This window comes from Glutamicibacter protophormiae (assembly GCF_016894325.1).
GTDB classification, from domain to species: domain Bacteria; phylum Actinomycetota; class Actinomycetes; order Actinomycetales; family Micrococcaceae; genus Glutamicibacter; species Glutamicibacter protophormiae.
Map to the genome: position 1 here is coordinate 2714044 of NZ_CP069806.1, position 18185 is coordinate 2732228.

The 18185-nt window shown below is 66.0% G+C and carries 17 protein-coding genes; 4 read left to right on the plus strand and 13 right to left on the minus strand.

Annotated elements, in window-relative coordinates:
- Positions 1-5: 5 nt before the first annotated feature.
- From topA to JQN66_RS12730, 3 genes are all read right to left on the minus strand, one after another.
- On the minus strand, positions 6-2795 hold the full coding sequence (gene topA, locus JQN66_RS12720) for a type I DNA topoisomerase (RefSeq protein WP_204675349.1): 2790 nt from the start codon (positions 2793-2795) through the stop codon (positions 6-8).
- Between the two features lie 151 nt (positions 2796-2946).
- Positions 2947-3597, minus strand: coding sequence for an ArsR/SmtB family transcription factor (locus JQN66_RS12725; RefSeq protein ID WP_204675351.1), 651 nt, complete (start codon positions 3595-3597; stop codon positions 2947-2949).
- A gap of 23 nt (positions 3598-3620) precedes the next feature.
- Positions 3621-5210, minus strand: coding sequence for a DUF7059 domain-containing protein (locus JQN66_RS12730; RefSeq protein WP_204675353.1), 1590 nt, complete (start codon positions 5208-5210; stop codon positions 3621-3623).
- A 75-nt stretch (positions 5211-5285) separates the two neighbouring features.
- Between JQN66_RS12730 and JQN66_RS12735 the strand changes: the two genes are divergently transcribed.
- Positions 5286-5873: a GNAT family N-acetyltransferase gene (locus tag JQN66_RS12735; protein WP_204675355.1), complete on the plus strand. Its 588-nt coding sequence runs from the start codon at positions 5286-5288 to the stop codon at positions 5871-5873.
- A gap of 91 nt (positions 5874-5964) precedes the next feature.
- Here the strand turns inward: JQN66_RS12735 and trhO are convergent, their stop codons facing one another.
- Complete coding sequence (trhO, locus tag JQN66_RS12740) at positions 5965-6864, minus strand: oxygen-dependent tRNA uridine(34) hydroxylase TrhO (protein WP_204675357.1); 900 nt, start codon at positions 6862-6864, stop codon at positions 5965-5967.
- A 162-nt stretch (positions 6865-7026) separates the two neighbouring features.
- Between trhO and JQN66_RS12745 the strand changes: the two genes are divergently transcribed.
- Together JQN66_RS12745 and JQN66_RS12750 are read left to right on the plus strand one after the other, a co-directional pair.
- Positions 7027-7683, plus strand: coding sequence for a GNAT family N-acetyltransferase (locus tag JQN66_RS12745; RefSeq protein WP_188948757.1), 657 nt, complete (start codon positions 7027-7029; stop codon positions 7681-7683).
- A 118-nt stretch (positions 7684-7801) separates the two neighbouring features.
- A complete protein-coding gene (locus tag JQN66_RS12750) occupies positions 7802-10132 on the plus strand; it encodes a DEAD/DEAH box helicase (protein WP_420870931.1) in 2331 nt (776 codons plus the stop codon).
- Between the two features lie 9 nt (positions 10133-10141).
- On the opposite strand, the gene JQN66_RS12755 is transcribed toward JQN66_RS12750, so the two are convergent.
- The 7 genes from JQN66_RS12755 to JQN66_RS12785 all read right to left on the minus strand — a co-directional run bounded on the left by JQN66_RS12755 (position 10142) and on the right by JQN66_RS12785 (position 14640).
- Positions 10142-10528, minus strand: a complete 387-nt coding sequence (locus tag JQN66_RS12755) for an Rv3654c family TadE-like protein (RefSeq protein WP_188948756.1) — start codon at positions 10526-10528, stop codon at positions 10142-10144.
- The gene (locus tag JQN66_RS12760) at positions 10525-10863 is read right to left on the minus strand and encodes a TadE family type IV pilus minor pilin (RefSeq protein WP_204675359.1); all 339 of its coding nucleotides are present in this window, start codon (positions 10861-10863) and stop codon (positions 10525-10527) included. Before JQN66_RS12760 ends, JQN66_RS12755 begins: the two co-directional genes overlap by 4 nt.
- A gap of 3 nt (positions 10864-10866) precedes the next feature.
- Positions 10867-11049, minus strand: a complete 183-nt coding sequence (locus JQN66_RS12765; RefSeq protein WP_204675361.1) for a DUF4244 domain-containing protein — start codon at positions 11047-11049, stop codon at positions 10867-10869.
- A gap of 132 nt (positions 11050-11181) precedes the next feature.
- On the minus strand, positions 11182-11730 hold the full coding sequence (locus JQN66_RS12770) for a type II secretion system F family protein (protein WP_204675363.1): 549 nt from the start codon (positions 11728-11730) through the stop codon (positions 11182-11184).
- The gene (locus tag JQN66_RS12775) at positions 11727-12422 is read right to left on the minus strand and encodes a type II secretion system F family protein (RefSeq protein ID WP_204675365.1); all 696 of its coding nucleotides are present in this window, start codon (positions 12420-12422) and stop codon (positions 11727-11729) included. The genes JQN66_RS12770 and JQN66_RS12775 overlap by 4 nt, the downstream gene beginning before the upstream one ends.
- Entirely contained in the window at positions 12419-13660 is a 1242-nt protein-coding gene (locus JQN66_RS12780) for a TadA family conjugal transfer-associated ATPase (RefSeq protein ID WP_204675367.1), read from the minus strand. Before JQN66_RS12780 ends, JQN66_RS12775 begins: the two co-directional genes overlap by 4 nt.
- A complete protein-coding gene (locus tag JQN66_RS12785; protein ID WP_204675369.1) occupies positions 13657-14640 on the minus strand; it encodes a CpaE-like family protein in 984 nt (327 codons plus the stop codon). The genes JQN66_RS12780 and JQN66_RS12785 overlap by 4 nt, the downstream gene beginning before the upstream one ends.
- A 246-nt stretch (positions 14641-14886) precedes the next feature.
- Between JQN66_RS12785 and JQN66_RS12790 the strand changes: the two genes are divergently transcribed.
- Complete coding sequence (locus JQN66_RS12790; RefSeq protein ID WP_204675371.1) at positions 14887-16551, plus strand: bifunctional 3'-5' exonuclease/DNA polymerase; 1665 nt, start codon at positions 14887-14889, stop codon at positions 16549-16551.
- A gap of 27 nt (positions 16552-16578) precedes the next feature.
- On the opposite strand, the gene JQN66_RS12795 is transcribed toward JQN66_RS12790, so the two are convergent.
- Both JQN66_RS12795 and nth read right to left on the minus strand, forming a co-directional pair.
- Positions 16579-17256, minus strand: coding sequence for an NUDIX hydrolase (locus JQN66_RS12795; protein WP_204675373.1), 678 nt, complete (start codon positions 17254-17256; stop codon positions 16579-16581).
- Complete coding sequence (nth, locus tag JQN66_RS12800) at positions 17253-18086, minus strand: endonuclease III (protein ID WP_204675375.1); 834 nt, start codon at positions 18084-18086, stop codon at positions 17253-17255. Before nth ends, JQN66_RS12795 begins: the two co-directional genes overlap by 4 nt.
- Positions 18087-18185: the final 99 nt, after the last annotated feature.

An 18185-nucleotide genomic window follows, 5' to 3' on the forward strand; every position in this document is an offset into this window, starting at 1 on the left:
TCAGTTTACTTCTCGGTGCTCTTCGCGGCCGGCTTTTTCGCCGGCGCCTTCTTGGCCGCCGGTTTCTTGGCCGGAGCCTTGGAGGCCGGCGCCTTCTTCGCAGCGGTGCGCTTCACCGGGCCGCGGGCGCGCTTGTCCGCCAGCAGCTCGATGGCCTGCTCACGGGTCAGCTCCTCCAGCGAGGTGCCGCGCGGAACGGTGATGTTGGTGACGCCGTCGGTGATGTACGGGCCGAAGCGGCCGTCCTTCACCACGATGTTCTTCTCGCTGGTCGGGTCCACGCCGAACTCCGCCAGCGGCGGCACCGCGGCGCGGCGGCCGCGCTGCTTGGGCTGCGCGTAGATGGCCAGCGCCTCGTCCAAGGTGATCGTGAAGATCTGCTCCTCGGTCTCGATGGAGCGCGAGTCGCTGCCCTTCTTCAGGTACGGGCCGAAGCGTCCGTTCTGGACGGTGATCTCTTCGCCCTCGGCGTCCGCGCCCAGCACCCGCGGCAGGCTCAGCAGCTTCAGCGCGTCATCCAGCGTCACGGTCTCCACCGACATGGACTTGAACAGGCTGCCGGTGCGCGGCTTGACCTTGGTCGGCTTCTTCGGCGGCTTCGGCTTGCCGTTCTTGTAGTACTCGACCGGCTGGGCCGCGATTTCCTCTTCGGTCAGCTCCGGGATGACCTCGGTGACGTAGGCGCCGTAGCGTCCGTCCTTGGCCACGATCTTGCGGCCGGTGGCCGGGTCGACGCCCAGTTCCTTCTCCGAGACCTGGGAGTTGGCGAACAGTTCTTCGGCCTTTTCCGCGGTCAGCTCGTCCGGCGCCAGGTCCTCGGGCACGTTGGCGCGCTGTGGCTCGGTGCCTTCCTCGGCGCCTTCGGGCAGGGCGCGTTCCAGATACGGGCCGAACTTGCCAACGCGCAGGGTGATGTCGTCGGTGATCTTGATGGAGTTGATGGCGCGGGCGTCGATGTCGCCCAGGTTCTCCACCACGTGCTTCAGGCCCTCGGTGTTGTCCTTGCCGAAGTAGAACAGGTTCAGCCAGTCGGTGCGGGCGCGCTGGCCCTTGGCGATCTCGTCCAGGTCGTCTTCCAGCCGGGCGGTGAAGTCGTAGTCGACGTACTGCGCGAAGTGCTCCTCGAGCAGGCGGATGACGGAGAATGCGATCCAGCTCGGGACCAGGGCGCCGCCGCGCTTGGTGACGTAGCCGCGGTCCATGATGGTGGAGATCGTCGGCGCGTAGGTCGACGGACGGCCGATCTCGCGCTTTTCCAGCTCGGCCACGATCGATGCTTCGGTGTAGCGGGCCGGCGGGGTGGTTTCGTGGCCCAGCGCGGTCAGCTCGTCTCCGGCCAGCGGCTGGCCGGCGGTCAGCTGCGGAAGGCGGGCTTCGGCGTCCGCGGCTTCGGCGTTCTCCGAGCGTTCCTGGTCCTTGCCTTCCTCGTAGGCGGACAGGAAGCCGCGGAAGGTGATCACGGTTCCGGAGGCGGAGAATTCTGCCACGCGGGAGTCGCTGGCGGTGCCGGCGAGCTTGATGGTGGCGGTGAAGCCCTTGGCGTCGGCCATCTGCGAGGCGACGGTGCGCTTCCAGATCAGCTCGTAAAGGGCGTATTCGTCCTTGGACAGCGAGGAGCGAACGTCGGTCGGGCGGCGGAACATGTCGCCGGCCGGGCGGATGGCCTCGTGGGCTTCCTGGGCGGCGTCGGACTTGGCCTTGTAGACGCGCGGCTTCTCCGGGACGGAGTCCGCGCCGTACAGCTCGGTGGCCTGCTTGCGGGCCGCGGTGACTGCCTCGTTGGACAGGAAGACCGAGTCGGTACGCATGTAGGTGATGTAGCCGTTTTCATACAGGCGCTGGGCGATCTGCATGGTCAGCTTGGAGCTCCAGCGCAGTTTGCGGCTGGCTTCCTGCTGCAGCGTGGAGGTGGTGAACGGGGCCGCCGGGCGGCGGGTGTACGGCTTGTCCTCGACCGAGGTGACGGCGAAGTCGGTGTTGGCCAGGTTGGCCACCAGCGATTCGGCCGAGGCCTGGTCCAGGTGCGCCAGCTTGGTGCGGGCGGTCTTGAGCTGGCCGCGGTCGTCGAAGTCGCGGCCGGACGCTACGCGGGCGCCGTCCACCGAGGAGAGCTTGGCGGCGAAGGATTCTCCGTTGCCGGTGGCGAAGGTGCCCTTGATGTCCCAGTAGCCGGCGGAGATGAAGGCCATACGCTCACGCTCGCGCTCCACCACCAGGCGGGTGGCCACGGACTGCACGCGGCCGGCGGACAGGCCGCGTGCGACCTTTCGCCAGAGCACCGGGGAGATCTCGTAGCCGTAGAGGCGGTCCAGCACGCGGCGGGTTTCCTGCGCGTCGACCAGGTCGGTATCCAGTTCGCGCATGTTTTCCAGCGCGCGGGCGATGCCTTCCTTGGTGATTTCGGTGAAGGCCAGGCGGCGCACCGGAACCTTGGGCTTGAGCACCTGCAGCAGGTGCCACGCGATAGCTTCGCCTTCGCGGTCCGCATCGGTTGCGAGGTAGAGTTCGTCGGCTTCCTTGAGCTTTGCCTTCAGCTCGGAGACGCGCTTCTTCTTGTCCGGGTAGACAACGTAATACGGCTCGAAATCGTTGTCCAGGTCGACGGCGAACTTGCCGACCGAGGTCTTTTTCAGCTCGGTGGGAAGTTCCGAGGGCTGCGGAAGATCACGGATGTGGCCTACCGAAGCGTCCACATCGAAGCCTTCACCCAAATACTTGGCGATCGACTTCACCTTGGCAGGAGACTCGACGATGACGAGTTTCTTACCGGTCTTTTCCTTGGCCTTGGCGGGCACGGCTCTCCTTCAGACAACGCGGCATGCCGGAGCCCCAATGGGGTGCCCCTCATGCCGCCAGCGCAGCTTTGACTCATTGAGCCTGCAGTGCGAGGCCCAATTCCCGATGATATTACACCGAAAATCGAAAGATCCTGCGCCAGACATATTTCTAGGACTTAGCCTCCCCGACGCTCGGGTACTCGGGAAGCAACGAGATTAAGTAGAACATACGCTGTGAGTCGATGCTGCGTTCCTCGGCCGTGGCCATGGCTTCATACTCGTAGACGAGGTCCAGCAGGCGGCGGTTGAACTCCAGCTGTTTTTCCTCCGAGAGGAAGACCAATCCGCTAGTCAGCATGGGCGGCCGGTCCGGCGACGGGGCGATGCCCGCCTTCGCTTCCGCCTCGCGGCGCTGCACCTCGTCATTCAGGCGTGTCCTGAATGCGTTCAACTGCACATTCAGGTACGCGGTCTTGGCGTTGGCCGAGTCGATCTGGGTGTTCAGCTCGAGGCGTTCGCCCGCGGCGCGCCAGCGTCGTTCGCGGGCGTCGCCCTCGCTGGCTGCACGGATGACGTAGCCGTATTTCTCCAGCGCGCGCAGGTGGTAGCTCATGGCGCTGGGTGTCAAATCGCACAGCGATGCGAGCTCCGTGGCGGTGCGCGTGGTCTGCGAAGCGAAAAGTTCGTCAAGCACGATCAGGCGTGCATCATGAGCCAGGGCCCGGATCGCCTGCGGATCGGTAATGGAGACGACTTGCGGAACAGCGCCCTTGCCGTCCTGCGTCGCCAAAGCGTGCTCCTGGTATGTGTTCCCTGTCATACCGAAAAACTTTAGCGCTTGTTTCACATTTTTCGAAGCAGGCCATGTCGCAATAGTCGGGCCACCGCTTCATAAAGCCGTCCGGTGAAGTCTTCCTCGCCTTCCCCGATCAGCGAGTCAAGCGCGTTAACCAGCTGCGAGACCGACAAATCCCCGTCGCAGGCGGAGGCGAAACCGGCTTGCGCCGTATCCAACAGTTCGGTGCGACGCAGCCCCGCCCCCTGGCGCAGCAGGATCACTCCGGGATGCTCGGCGCCCGGGCGCTGGTGGCGTTCTTCCGTGACGTCGTCGGCCACCACCAGATGCCAGTCGCGGAAGCCCTTGCCCGCCGCGGCCAGTTCGTCGGCCATCGCGATATCTCGCTGCAGGGTGCCTGCCACCGGCTGCTCGATGGGGTGGGTGATCTGCTCGAAGCGCCGCAGGGCCGCCGTACCGGTGGCGGACTTGCGGAAGTACACCAGTCCGAAACCGATCGCCCCCACTCCCCGCGATTCGAAATCATCCAGGTAGGCGTTGTAGGCGGCGGCGTACGAGGAGCTGTCCTCGGTCTGCGAAGCGTCGCGCAGCCAGGTTTCGGCGTAAACGCTCGGGGTAGTCTGCTCGCGCTCGATGACCCACACATCGAGGTCCTCGGGGAACCAGCTCTTGAGCCGAAGGTCCCATGGTTCATTCGATTCATCATCCAGACGATGAATCTCCCAGTTCGAGAGCATCTGCATCGATCCGCCGGGGTTCAGGAAGTCCCCCGCCTGGGCGATCACCGTGCTGACCAAACGGTCCCCGGACATGCCGCCGTCACGGTAGGTGAAGCGGTCCTTCTCGCGCTCGGTGGCGCGGCGCGGGGTGATCACGAACGGCGGGTTGGAGGCGATCAGGTCGAACTTCTGCCCGGCCACCGGTTCGAACAGGCTGCCGCGCAGCAGGCTGACGCGTTCCTGGAGATTGCGCGGATCCAGCTTCAGCACCTTGTGGTTCAGCACCAGGTTGAAACGGGTGAACGCCAGCGCACGGGCCGACAGGTCGGTGGCGGTGACGTGGTTGGCGTGGCCCAGCAGGTGGAAGAGCTGGATGCCGCAGCCGGTGCCCAGATCCAGTGCGCGGTCGACCTTTTCACGCAGCGTGATCTGGGCCAGGGTCAGCGACGCCTGGCCGATGCCCAACACGTGGTCGGTGCGCAGCACGCCAGGACGCTGGTGCGCTCCGAGATCGTGGGCCACCCACAGCTCGCCGTCGGCATCCGAGGAGTGCAGCGTCAACGCGACGGTGGCGCGGTATCCCGAAGCCCATGGCTCGATCAGCCCGAGCTTCAGCAAGCCGTCGACCTTCACGCTCGGGAAGGCCTGGTTCAGCGCCGCAGCCGCCTCGGTCCGGCCCAGTTGGAAAATCCGGAAGGCGCAGGCCAGCTCGGTCTCCGCGGCATCCCGCTCGATCACGCGCAGGGCCGGCAGGATCTGGTCGCGGGCCAGCGCGGCGGTGGCTTCATCGCCCAGCAGCTGCGAAACCTCGTCGTAGTTGAACCCGATTGCGGTCAGGTCTTCGGCGAGTCGTTCGAGCAGTTGCAGATCGGAACTCTGCGGGGCGTCTTCAAGGGCTGAAAATTCGGCGGCATTCACGCCCACCAGTCTACCGAGTACCCACGCAGGGAACCGATAAGAACTTTCCTGCCCGGCCTGCATAAAATATAGGTCATGACCAACGTCACGATTACCTACCTGCAATTGCTCTCCCCCGAGGAAATCAAGCCTTCCTCCCGTCCCACGCCCCAGGACGTGCGCATCGAGTTGGTGCAGGACATCTCGCCAGAGTATTCCAAGTTCCTCTACCGCAGCGTGGGCAGCGACCTGAACTGGGCCGACCGGCTGGATTCGACCCGCGAGCAGTGGGACGCCGTCCTTCGCAAAAACGGCTCTGAGACCTGGGTGCTGTACCGCCACGGCGCACCGCAGGGATATGTGGAGCTGGTGACCGAAGTGGTCGAGGGACACAGCGAAGTCGAGGTCTTCTACTTCGGGCTCTTCCCGCAGGCCATCGGCCAGGGCCTGGGCGGCCTGCTGCTGACCGAAGTGCTGCGCCAGGCCTGGGAGGTGGATTCGCGCACCGCCGGGCTGCCGCCGGTGGGTCGCGTCTGGCTGCACACCTGCTCGCTGGACGGCCCGGCCGCGCTGCCGAACTACGAGGCCCGCGGGTTGAAAGTCTACAAACATGAAACCGAGGAAACCGACGTCAAGGACGCCTCGCTCGGCCTGTGGCCGGAAGCCACCGTCCAGGCCGGATAAGCAGCAATCCATGCCGCCCCTTCCGGGAACGGCAAAGGGCGGCAGGCCGCCGGATCTCCGGTCGCCTGCCGCCCTTCTGGTATTTTGCCTATTAAACGGCTGCCATGCTGCAGTCCGGGCAGATGCGCAGCTTCTCGTCCTGGGCACAGTCCTCGCAGAACAGCCGCAGATTTCGGCATGACGGATTCGAGCAGTTCTCGAACTTGTTCGTCGGACCCTGGCAGCCCACGCATTCGCCGATAGTCACCGCTTCATCGGTGAATTCGGTGTGCATGCGCTTGTCGAAGACGTACAGCGAGCCCTCCCAAAGACCGGCGTCGCCGTACTTCTCGCCGTAGCGGACAATGCCGCCCTGCATCTGGTAAACCTCTTGGAAACCGCGCTTGACCATCAGGGCGGAGAGCACCTCGCAGCGGATCCCGCCGGTGCAGTAGGTGACCACGGGCTGGTCCTTCAGGTGGTCGTACTTGCCTGAATCCAGTTCGGCGACGAAGTCCCGGGTGGTGTCCACCTCGGGGACGATGGCGTCCTTGAACTTGCCGATCTGGGCTTCAAAGGCGTTGCGGCCGTCGAAGAAGTGCACCTTGGAGCCTGACTGCTCCTTGGCTTCCACCAGTTCGTGGAGTTCCTCGGGGCGCAAGTGCGTTCCACCGCCCACGACACCGTTTTCGTCGACTTCGAGCTCCCCCGGAGCACCGAAGGTGACGATCTCGTCGCGGACCTTGACGGAGATGCGCGGGAAGTCGGCAGCGGAGCCCTCGGACCACTTGATGTCCATCTTCTTGAAGGCGGGGAATTCGCGGGTCGCTTTCACGTACTTCTTCACGGCGCTCAGCTCGCCGCCGACGGTTCCGTTGATGCCGTCTTTAGAGATGATGATGCGTCCGCGCAGTCCCCAGCGTTCCAGCAGCGAACGCTGCCACAGGCGGACGGCCTCCGGGTCGGGGAGCGGAGTAAATGCGTAATACAAGACAATTCGTTCAATGGCCACACCACAAGTTTAGTGGTTGAACGGCACGAAACGCCGGGTGAAAGAGCAAAATCACATTCTCCGGCGCGCTTTTCCGGGGGCAATGGGATTCTTTCGTTTCAACTAGGCAACGATTGGCGCAATGTCAGCTAATTCCTAGGAAAGACAAGGTAGGGTCAAGATATGGCATCAAACGCAAGCGATGAACTGATTGGCACTTGGGTCGCCGGCTGGGCGGGAGCCCGCGGTTATGAGACCCGCAATGAGGGACGCGTCCATGCAGCGTTGCGTCACGACACCACCGAGGACTGGGAATACGTTATCTACGGCCCTTCCAAGGAAGAGCTCGCCGCTGTCGCCGAAACCCTGAAGAAGCACCCTAACCGCCGTTTGACTGCGTTCGACGACTCCGTCGAGCAGCTGCTGGCCACCGCAGCCGAGGTTGGCCTGCAGGTCGCCGCCGACGACGAGGTACTGATGGTCACCGAGCTGGCAGTGCATGACGTCGAGGTCCCGCTGCCCGCCGAAGGTTTCATGTTCCAGATTGAACGCGACGGCACCCATGCCTACGTCTCGCTGCACCCCGAAGACAACCAGGAAATCGTCGCCGCCTCAGGCCACGTCTCCGCCGTCGAAGGCTACGCCATTTTCGACCGCATCATCACCGGCCCGGACTTCCGCCGCAAGGGTCTTGGCACCCTGGTCATGCGTGCGCTGGCCTCGCTGGCCCAAGAACACGACGTGGACGAGGGCCTGCTGATCGCCTCGGTCGACGGTCAAAAGCTCTACGCCTCCCTGGGATGGACTTCCCTGGGCAAGGTCGTCAACTTCAAAGCCTGAGTTCCGGGCTTTCCTCTCGCCGTTGCAGCCGTTCCCGGCTGCGACGGCGATAGTCTTTTAACACCGCGGACTCCAGCGCCGCGCTTCCCACCGTTCCGGCTTCGAAAGGCTGAGTTTCGTGAAGTCTGTGCGTGCCCTGCTTGATCCCTACGACCGGAGCAACGATCCGGAAGCCGTGATGCACCGCCGCAGCGTCCCGGCCAAGGACCAGATCACCGCACCGTGGCCCGGCTGGCTGGCCGACGAAGTCAAAACAACGTTCCAGGGGCTGGGCATCAATAAACCATGGCTGCACCAGGTGCAAGCCGCGGATCTGATCCATGCCGGGAAGCACACGATCATCTCCACCGGCACCGCCTCGGGCAAATCTTTGGCCTACCTCATGCCGTCCATCGATGCGCTGTTCCGCACCCGGGACGCTGCCGCCAACGACGCCGGTGCCCAGGCCTCCGTGCTGTATATCTGCCCTACCAAGGCGTTGGCCGCCGACCAGCTCTCGGCCGTTGAAGCCCTCAAGGTTCCGGGAGTACGGGCTGCCTCCTACGACGGCGACACGGACCAGGCAACCCGCGCCTGGGTGCGCCAGCACGGAAACTTCGTCTTCACCAACCCCGACATGCTGCACCGCGGCATCCTGCCCAACCACCCGGCGTGGTCCCGTTTCTTCAAGCGGCTGAAGTACATCATCATCGACGAGGCCCATTCCTACCGCGGGGTCTTCGGAGCCCACGTGGCGAACCTGATGCGCCGGCTGCGCCGAATCTGCGCCCACTACGGCAATAATCCGGTGTTCATCGGCGCCTCGGCCACCAGCTCCGATCCCGAAGAATCCTTCGGACGACTCATCGGCGCCGAGGTATCGGCGGTGACGCGCGACTTCTCCGCCTCCGGCGAACTGGTGATCGGGCTCTGGGAGCCGCCCCTGTCCGACCGCACCGGTGAAAACGGCGCCCCGCTGCGCCGCACCGCCATCGCCGAAAGCGCGTCAATTCTCACCGACCTGATGGCGGACCACGTGCGAACCATCGTCTTCATCAAGTCCCGCCGCGGCGCGGAAACCATCGCCACCCTCACGCGCAAGCACTTGGAGAACTTCGCTCCCGAGCTGTCGGTCAGGCTGGCCGCCTACCGGTCGGGCTATCTCCCCGGGGAACGGCGGGAGGTTGAACGCAAGCTGCGCTCCGGCGAGCTGCTCGGCGTGACTTCCACTTCAGCGCTGGAACTGGGCATCGACATCTCGGGCCTGGACGCCGTGGTGGTGGCCGGCTGGCCCGGAACCCGTGCATCCTTCTTCCAGCAGATCGGCAGGGCAGGCCGCTCCGGCCAGGACGCGTTGGCGCTCTTCGTGGCCGCCGAAGATCCGCTGGACACCTATCTGGTCAGCCACCCGGAGGCCATCTTCGACCTCGGTGTCGAGGCTACCGTGTTCGATCCGCAGAACAAGTACGTGCTCAGCGGGCATTTGTGCGCGGCGGCCCAGGAGAACCCGCTGCGCCCCGAAGAGCTGGAAATCTTCGGCCCGCAGACCGAAGCGCTGCTTGATTCCCTGGTGCAGCGCGGCTACCTGCGCCGCCGGCCTGCGGGATGGTTCTGGACCCACCCGCAGCACGCGGCCGGGATGTTCTCCATCCGCGCCGACGGCGGCGGGCCGGTGGACATCATCGATGCGGAAACCGGAGCGCTGCTGGGAACCATGGACTCCCCGCAGAGCCACTACCAGGCGCACCCCGGGGCCATCTACGTCCACCAGGGCGCCAGCTACCACGTGGAGGAACTGGACGAGCAGAACCACGTGGTGGTCGTGACCAGGGTGAACCCCGACTACTACACCACTGCCCGCGACCTGACCACGGTGGCCATCGAATCCGAGGAACGCACCAGCAAGCATCGGGAGCTGGAGATCTTCTTCGGTGAAGTCATCGTGACCACCCAGGTGGTCTCCTTCCAACGCAAATCCATCGCATCCAACGAGGTGCTCTCCGAGGAGCCGCTGGACCTCGAAGCCCGGGACCTGCACACCAAATCCGTCTGGTTCACCTTGACCGAGCAGCGGCTGCTGCGCGCGGGCCTGACCGTGGACCAATTCCCCGGCGCCCTGCACGCCGCCGAACACGCAATGATCGGCCTGCTGCCGCTGGTGGCCACCAGCGACCGCTGGGACATCGGAGGGGTTTCCACCGCGCTGCACATGGACACCGGCCATCCCACGATCTTCGTGTATGACGCGCAGCCTGGAGGTGCGGGATTTGCCGAGCGCGGCTTCGAGAAGTTCTCCACCTGGGTGCGGGCCACCCGGGATGCCATTGAAGCCTGCGAATGCCGCAGCGGCTGCCCCAGCTGCGTGCAATCCCCGAAATGCGGCAACAGGAACAACCCGCTGGACAAGGCCGGGGCGGTGCTGCTGCTCAGCGCCGTGCTGGAGGATGTCCAGCCGCGGCACCACTTCTAACAGATTCGGCTAGTCCCGGGTCAGCGGCGGAGCACCGGCCCGGGCTTGGGCGGAAGCCGCCGGGAACTCGATTCCCAGCGCGGAAAACGTAATCGCCACCGATACCTGAACACGCACGGTGGTGCCGTCGGCTTCGACGGTGCAGGAATCCAGTCGTGCGTCATTGGCCGAGGCCAGCAGCCCGGCGGCGGCGCAGGGATCCCCGACGCGCAACCCTCGGGCGGTATCCGCCGCAGCAAGGGCCGCCAGGTCCGCCGCGCTGGCGGCCTGCATCGCCGCTCGGGTCACCGCCGACCAAGCAAGAATGCCGGCGGCCAACAGCAGCGCGGTGATGGCCAGGGCGGTAGCCGCGACGGTGCTGCTTCCCCGTTGCGAGCCGAACTCCGCGCAACTCATTGTTCGTTCGCCACGCTTGCAGTGCCCCGAACCTCGACCGGCCCCACCACCGGCAGGTCCACGGATTTCGCCACCGTAACCGTGGCGTACCCTCCCCCGTTGTCCACCGAGAAGCTGGCCGAGGTCCCGGCCAGCTGGATGCCCCGTGCCCGGGCTGCGCCGGGGTCCTCGCCGCGGGAAAGTTCCCTGGCCATGGCCCCGGCCGCTTGCTGGACCTGGATCTGGTGCATCCCCAGGACCCCGAGGCACAACAGCAGCGAAAGCAGGAGCGCGATGGCCGGCAGCAGCACGGCGAACTCCGCCGTGCTGCTGCCGCGTTCATCCATGACGTCCATGGCCTACAGGCTCAAGGCCTTGCTGATGAGGCCCATGAGCATGCCCCGCACGTCGCCGCTGGACAAGATGCTGATCAGCAGGCCGGCGAAAGCCACGGCGGCGAGGGTGACCATGGCGAATTCTGCGGTGGTTGAGCCTTGCTCCTCATCGAGCCGTTCGCGCAGCCTGTTCAGGGTGCTATTCATGTCGGTTCCTTTCGGTCGGGTTGCATCGAGCCTGTCCCCGGCTGGGGCGGTGATGGTGCTTTCAGGCTCGCAGTACTATCCCTGACGCGGTTGGGGCCGGCCGCAAGGTGGGCATAACTTGCCATCGAGGAATCAGGCAAAGTGCGGGAACAACGCAATGATCAGCGGCACCACACCCAAGGCGATGAAGGCTGGAAGCGCGCAGGCCCCCAGCGGCAGCACCAGCCGGGTGGCGAACTGCGCACCGCATCGGGCGACATGCTGGGCCCGTTCCCTGCGTCGCAGCTGGGCGGTATTGCGCAGCAGCGCGGACGCCGGAGCACCGGTGGCATGGGCGAATCCCAGGGAACGCTGCAACGGAGCGAGCCAGCGTGGCGCCGGTTCCCAGGCCTTCTCCCATTCCATGTTCATCTCCAGGCATCTGGCCACGGTCCGCAACGCGGCGCACTGCGGGATGCAGCGCCCCATCGAGTCAAGCAACGTGGTCATGGGCAGCCCTGATTCCATCAGGCTCGCGCCGAGGTCCAGAACCAGGTCGATGGGTTCGCTGCCTTCATACGTCTTCCTGCTTCGGGCCGAGACGGCTTGCCATTGCCTTTCCGTGTTGCGGACCGTGGCGGACCCCCGGGCATTCCACAGGAGAATTCCGGATAGCAAGCAGAGCAGAGCCGCTGCAGTCATTTCAGGGCCTGCGCCGTCGTCGCCGCGAGCAACCGGCGGCACCAGATCCTGTTCAGCGCCCACAGTCCAGCGCCTGCCGCCATGCTCAGCTGCGCGGGCCACGAGGTCAGCAAGGTGGAACCCACATCGATGCCGAGCAAGAACCCCGCGCCGAGTCCTACCACCGGCAGCCAGGTCAATAGCCGCGTGGTAGCCCTGGGGCCGGCCATGGCCGCGTCGAACGACTGCCGTGCCAGCAGCTCCGCTTCCAGATCTTCTGCCAGCTGATCCAGCACCCCGGCCAGCGGGGCTCCGGTCTGCGTTGAAAGATCCAAGCACCAGGACAGCCGTTGCACCGACCCGCCGTCCTTGTGCCCCGCGGAATGTTCGATTTCAATGGCCTGTTCGCCGCGGAACCTGGCCTGCGCTGCCAGCCGGCGCAGTGCGTCCAGGACCGGGCACGGCTCCGCGCGTAGCTGCAGCAGCGCTTCGAGAGCCTGCGGGAACATCAAGCCGCTGCGCAACAACGCAGAGAGCTCGCGGATCACGTGGGCGTCTCGACTCAGCTCCTGCTGCTGGGCGCCGTCCGAGGCTGCGCGCAGCTTCCAGCTGCCCAGCAGGCCGGGATCCGTTGCCCTGCCGGAAGCCGACCGCGGGGTCCACCACAGCCAGAGCCCGGCCAGCAGCAACAGCAGCAGCACCGCAGTCATCATTGCTCCCGCCCGGCACGGCCCGCGTGCCACCGTGCGACCTCGGCCGAGGCCTCGTCGCCGAGTTTCTCCCGCAGCAGCTCCAGGCTGCGGGCATCGGGACGGTTCCGCGTTTCCATGTCGACCAGCATGCGCACGCCGAGTCGGTCGTTCGAATCGGTGGACAAGCTTCCCAGCGCTACCGGCGAGCGCGCTCCGGACGGCTGCCGACGCATGTGGATGATCAGGTCCAAGGCGCTGGCGGCCTGAAGCGAGGTGGCTTGCAGCCCCCACCCGGCCAAGGCACCCAACGCGGCCAAGCGTGCCGGCACGGATTCGGGATGGTTTGCATGCAGGGTGCCGGCCGCTCCCTGGTGGCCGGTGTTCATGGCCGCGAGGAAGTCCCGGATCTCCGCCCCTCGGCACTCCCCGACGACCAGTCGGTCAGGTCTCATGCGCAATGCTTGGACCACCAGGTCCCGGAGTTCTATCTGCCCGGCGGATTCGACGTTCGCCGAGCGGGTCTGCAGGCTCACCACATGGCGGTGGTCGACCACCAGCTCGTGGGAGTCTTCGATGATCACCAGCCGTTGCTTGTCGCTTGCCTGCGCCAGCATGGCCTGGAGCAGCGTCGTTTTGCCGCTGCCGGTACCGCCGGTGACCAGGAAATTCAGCTGTCGTCCCATGATCTCGCGGAGCACCGTGGGCCAGAAACCAGGCGCCTGGGCGAGGACGGTGTCCAAGTCGAGCAGCTGTCGGGTTTTCACGCGGATGGAAATCAGCGGGCCTTCGGTGGCGATGGGCGGAAGTACCGCATGGACCCGATAATTCTTGACGCTCATGTCCATGAAGGGGCTGGCCGCGTCCAACCGCCGTCCGGCCATGGCCGCCAGGTGCACGGCCAGCGAACGCACCTGCTCGGGGGACGCGAAGCGGAATCCCGTAAGTTCCAGTCCCCGGGATGAATCGGTCCATACCTGGCCTTGCCCGTCCACCAGCACATCCGTGATCCCCGGACGCTGGGCGAATCGTTCAAGGACCGATAGTCCGGCGACCTCGTCCTGCAGGGCTTTCAATGACTCGGTCGCACCGCGGGCGCCGAGGGCGGTGCCCGAATCGTGGACGGCGCTCGCCAGCGAGATGGTGTCCAATTCTCCGCCGCTGGCCAAGGCACGGTCCCGGACCGACTCCAGGATGCGCGTGTCCAGCGGGTTCGGCCGGGCGGAATGCGGCGGTGATGGCGAATGGCGTCCGGGGCTCATGGCGCGCCTCGCAGCCCCGTGTCCTCGGTGGCTGCCGGCAGCAGGCGCAAGTCGGCCAGCTGCTGCCTCAGCCGTCGGGATCTGAGGGCATCGAGCAGGTCCCCGCGTGCAACTGCCCGTTCTATCGACGTCGCATGGGCCACGCTCCCCAGCAGGGAGCGGTTCTCCGCCCAGGCAGGCGCTCTTGCGTGTTCAGCACGCAGCACGTAGTCGCCGTGCGGCGGGATGCTTGCCGCATCGCACACCATGATCTGCCGGTCCGTGAAGTGGCCTATCGTCTCTGCTTCGTGATGCGGTGTCCTCCCGGTGTCAAGAACCAGCAAGTCGAACCCCTGCCGTGCGGCTGTCAACAGCCGGGCTGTCAACGGTCCGTCCACCGGACCCGGTGGCGGAGTTCCAGACCAGGTGAGCACCGCTGTTCCCCGGACGCTCGGGAGCGCCTCGACCAATTGGTGCGAAGCCAACGCTCCTCCCGAAGCCGCCAATTCCTCCCAGCCGATCCCGGAAGGCGGCTGGGAGCAGATCCGCGGCCACAGCCCGCAGGAATGGGAGTCCAGATCCACGACCAGGCTGTGCAGTCCGCTGAGCGTTCCAGCATGGGCCAGCAGTACGGCCAGGGTGCTGGTACCCAGCCCGCCCGCCCGTGAACCCAACGCCACGGTATGCCCATGACCCGATCTCATGCACCACAGCCCCAGATACTCGCCCAGCCACTGGCTCGCGCCGGGAAGGACCGCAACCCTGGCCTGGGGCAGCTGGCTGGCCGCTTCCCACAGGGTTTGCGCTTGCGCCTCGACGCCCACCAGGACATCGCACCGGGTAGAGCCTGCCAACGCCGGTCCGATTGCATCCACACCCCACAGCACCGGCCCCTCGGCATCATGAATCAGCGGCGAGTCGCTGGCACACCGGGAAATCCTGACCGCCGCACCCAGCGAAATCAGGGCGCATTGCGCCACCAGCTCCTCGTCGTCGCTCACCAGCACGCAGCCCGGTCCCCCGCGGTCGCCCCCATGGACTGCTCGGCGTTGGGCACGGTGCGGTGCAGGCTCCCCGGGCGGAGCTTCCAGGGACTGCGGAACGAACCGAGCATCGGTTCCGGGTCCAGGGTCTTGCGGGCGAAAGGGTAACCAGTTCATGGGTCGAGGTTGCCACCGCAGGTTTGCCGGCGGTTCGCGGTGTCCGCGAACTGGGGATATCCACTCTGGCCACGGCACAATGGAAGCATGCCCCCTGGACATTCTGGCGTGCTCGCCTTCCTCGCCGCGGATCCCGAAGGATTCGCCCTGCTGCAGCTGCGCGACGCCGCCACCGGCGAGCCGCTCACTTCGGCCCGGACCGCTGCCCGGGATGAGCTCTGCCAGTCGGTGGCCGAGATTGAGCGCGTTCATTCCCCGCGCTGGGTGATGCTGCGCACCTCCCCCTGGCTTCAGCTGCTGGCCTCCGCAGACGTCTACCTCGCCAAGGCCCATGTGCTCTCGCTGGCCCAGCGTATTCTCCACCGCAGCCCGCTGGCGGCAGTGCGCCTGCCGGACATCGATCTGGAGAACCCTCCGCAGTCCCATGATGCCGGCGACCAAGGCACCCTGTTTTCCGCCCCGGTCAGCGGAGAGTCCCTGCAGGAACTGGTGAACATGTACGCGGCCCAGCTGCAGGCGCTGCCGACCGATCCTGCAGCCCGCAAGCGGCTACAGCTGCTGATCCATGCCGAATCCGTGGGCGCGCTGATCGCCGCGGAAATGGAGGCCACGGGGCTGTCCTGGGACGAGCAGGGACACCGGCAGCTGCTGCGCCGGATGCTCGGCGAGCGCGTCCCGGAATCCGTGCGTCCGCCCAAGCTCGCAGCCCTGGCCCAGCAGCTGGGCCACACCCTGCAGACCCCGGGACTGAACCCCGACTCCCCGCAGGAGCTGCTGCGCGCCCTGCACCGGGCAGGATTCGCGGTGCAGTCGCTCCGGGCCTGGGAACTGGAGCAGATCAATCACCCGGCCATCGCCCAAGTGCTTGAGTACAAGAAATTATCGCGGCTGGCCAGCACCCACGGGGATGCCTGGCTGGATGCATGGGTCGCCCATGGACGCTTCCATCCCCACTACGTCTTGGGCACCGTCGCTTCCGGCCGCTGGGCTGCGTCGGGCGGCGGCGCGCTGCAGCTGCCGCATTCCATCCGCCAGGTCGTGCGGACCCCGGCAGGCAGGAGATTCGTGGTGGCCGACGGGCGCCAGCTTGAACCGCGCATCCTCGCCGCCATGTCCCGCGACCGCCACCTGCAGCAAGCCGGCCTGCAGGATGACCTCTACCAGTGGCTCATCGATGCAGGGTTGGTCAAGGACCGCAACGAGGCCAAGATGGGCATGCTGTCGGTCATCTACGGCGGTACCTCCGGAGGCGCCGCGGCCGTGGGGGCCGCGTTGAAGAAGAACTTCCCGGCGGCCATGGATTTCGTTGATGCGGCAGCCCGCGCCGGCGAGCGCGGCGACGGGGTGAGCAGCTTCCTGGGGCGAGGATGCCCGCCGGCGGACGAACGCTGGATGCAGGCGCAGCGCGATACCAGGGACGAGGCCTCCCAGCGCGCCGCCGACGCGGCGGCCCGCTCCCGAGGCCGCTTCACCCGCAACTTCGTGGTGCAGTCGACCGCCGCCGAATGGGCGCTGATCTGGATGGGCCATGCCCGCCACCTGATCCATCAGGCCGGTTGGAGCCAAGAGTGCCGCCAGGTCTTCTTCGTCCACGACGAAATCGTCTTCGAATGCCCCGAGGGCCGGGCGCCGCAGCTGGCCGAGATCATCAGGCATGCCGCTGCGCTCGCCGGGCGCACCCTGTTCGGGGACCAGTCGGTCAACTTCCCTGTCAGCGTGGTGATTACAGAGAACTATGCCGAGGCGAAATAGCCGGAAGAAAAAGCTCGGCGGACCGGCCTAGAGCATGCGGATTTCACGCTTGGGCGACCACGGTCTGGTCCAGCCCAGCTCGTTGAACAGCTTGTCCGCCACCATGGCGGTGAAGCCCCAGATCACCCGGCCGTCGTATTCAAAGGCGGGGGCGCTGAACTTGCGCCCTCCGCGCTGCACTACGCCCAGCACCCGGTTGCGCGGGTCCAGCAGGTGCGCGACGGGCGCGCGGAAGACCCCTGCGCTCTCGCCGGGATCGACGGGGAACACCGCGGATTCGGTGTGCCACCACCCCAGCACCGGGGTGACGATGAAGTTCGAAACCGGAAGCTCGGTCGCGGCCAGCTGCCCCAGCACCTCGATGCCCGAGGTCTGCACCCCGGTTTCCTCCCAGGCTTCGCGCAGCGCGGCGTCGGTTTCCGAGGCGTCCTCGGGATCGATCCCGCCGCCGGGGAATGAAATCTGTCCGGCGTGGGAGCGCAGGGTCTCGGCGCGCTCGACGAACAACAGATCCAGCTCGGCGGGATCCGCATCGCGGCTCAAGCCCCGGCCGTCGGCAGAGCCGAAGAGCATCAGGATCGCGGCGCGGCGCACGCTGTTGGCGTCGAGCTGCTTGAAGGCCCAGGAGTCCGGGAGTTTTTGCGTCGCACCTATCGTGTGCGAATGCTCGGCAACAACCTGCTTCAGGTCTTTCAGTGCGCTCATGCGTCCAATCCATATCCCTCGGCCCGCAGTTCACGGCGGGTGGCTCCGGCGAGCATCTTGTCCAGCAGCTCTTCACGCCCCGGAGCAAGTTCGTACTTAAGCAACGCTTTCGCCTTGGCTGGTATATCCTCGCCGATGCCGTAGGAAGGGCACAGCTTGGCCAGCACGCAGGCTCCGCAGGCGGGCTTGCGTGAGTGGCAGACCCGGCGGCCGTGGAACACCACGCGGTGGCTGAGCATCGTCCAGTCGCGCTTCTCGAACAGCTCGCCGACCGCGTGCTCGACCTTCACCGGGTCGGTTTCATTGGTCCATCCGAAACGGTTGGCCAGGCGTCCGAAATGCGTGTCCACGGTGATGCCAGGAACCCCGAAGGCATTGCCCAGCACCACGTTGGCGGTCTTCCGCCCTACGCCCGGCAGCTTGACCAGCTCGTCCAGCTTCGGCGGGACTTCGCCGTCGAAGCGTTCCACCAGCGCCGCCGAAAGCCCCAGCAGCGATTCGGTCTTGGCCCGGAAGAAACCGGTGGCCCGGATCAGTTCCTCCAGTTCGCTGCGCTCGGCCCGGCTCATGGCGTGGGCATCCGGGAAGCGGGCGAACAGCGCCGGGGTGATGGCGTTGACGCGGACATCGGTGGTCTGCGCGGACAGCACCGTCGCGACCAGCAACTCGAAGGGATTCTCGAAATCCAGTTCGGGCACCGCGTAGGGGTAGGCCTCCGCCAGCAGGCGGTTCATCTTGCGTGCCCGGCGCTTGAGCCCGAGCTCCGTTTCAATTTTCACATTCACAGCCACGCTTCGATACTGCCACGGACCGCCCGGGTTTTCACTCATCCCGTCCCGTTTGCGCGGCGTATCCCCGGACGGGCCGGAATGCAGTTCAACGCACCCAATGACCGTTTGGCGCAGAATTCACCCACTCCCGCGCCAATC

Bases quoted from the DNA above. Each gene is read 5' to 3' on its own strand.
- JQN66_RS12725 (WP_204675351.1), bottom strand. From the start codon at position 3,597: ATGACAGGGAACACATACCAGGAGCACGCTTTGGCGACGCAGGACGGC.
- JQN66_RS12735 (WP_204675355.1), top strand. From the start codon at position 5,286: ATGACCAACGTCACGATTACCTACCTGCAATTGCTCTCCCCCGAGGAA.
- JQN66_RS12745 (WP_188948757.1), top strand. From the start codon at position 7,027: ATGGCATCAAACGCAAGCGATGAACTGATTGGCACTTGGGTCGCCGGC.
- JQN66_RS12755 (WP_188948756.1), bottom strand. From the start codon at position 10,528: ATGAGTTGCGCGGAGTTCGGCTCGCAACGGGGAAGCAGCACCGTCGCG.
- JQN66_RS12760 (WP_204675359.1), bottom strand. From the start codon at position 10,863: ATGGACGTCATGGATGAACGCGGCAGCAGCACGGCGGAGTTCGCCGTG.
- JQN66_RS12765 (WP_204675361.1), bottom strand. From the start codon at position 11,049: ATGAATAGCACCCTGAACAGGCTGCGCGAACGGCTCGATGAGGAGCAA.
- JQN66_RS12770 (WP_204675363.1), bottom strand. From the start codon at position 11,730: ATGACTGCAGCGGCTCTGCTCTGCTTGCTATCCGGAATTCTCCTGTGG.
- JQN66_RS12775 (WP_204675365.1), bottom strand. From the start codon at position 12,422: ATGATGACTGCGGTGCTGCTGCTGTTGCTGCTGGCCGGGCTCTGGCTG.
- JQN66_RS12780 (WP_204675367.1), bottom strand. From the start codon at position 13,660: ATGAGCCCCGGACGCCATTCGCCATCACCGCCGCATTCCGCCCGGCCG.
- JQN66_RS12790 (WP_204675371.1), top strand. From the start codon at position 14,887: ATGCCCCCTGGACATTCTGGCGTGCTCGCCTTCCTCGCCGCGGATCCC.
- JQN66_RS12795 (WP_204675373.1), bottom strand. From the start codon at position 17,256: ATGAGCGCACTGAAAGACCTGAAGCAGGTTGTTGCCGAGCATTCGCAC.
- nth (WP_204675375.1), bottom strand. From the start codon at position 18,086: ATGAGTGAAAACCCGGGCGGTCCGTGGCAGTATCGAAGCGTGGCTGTG.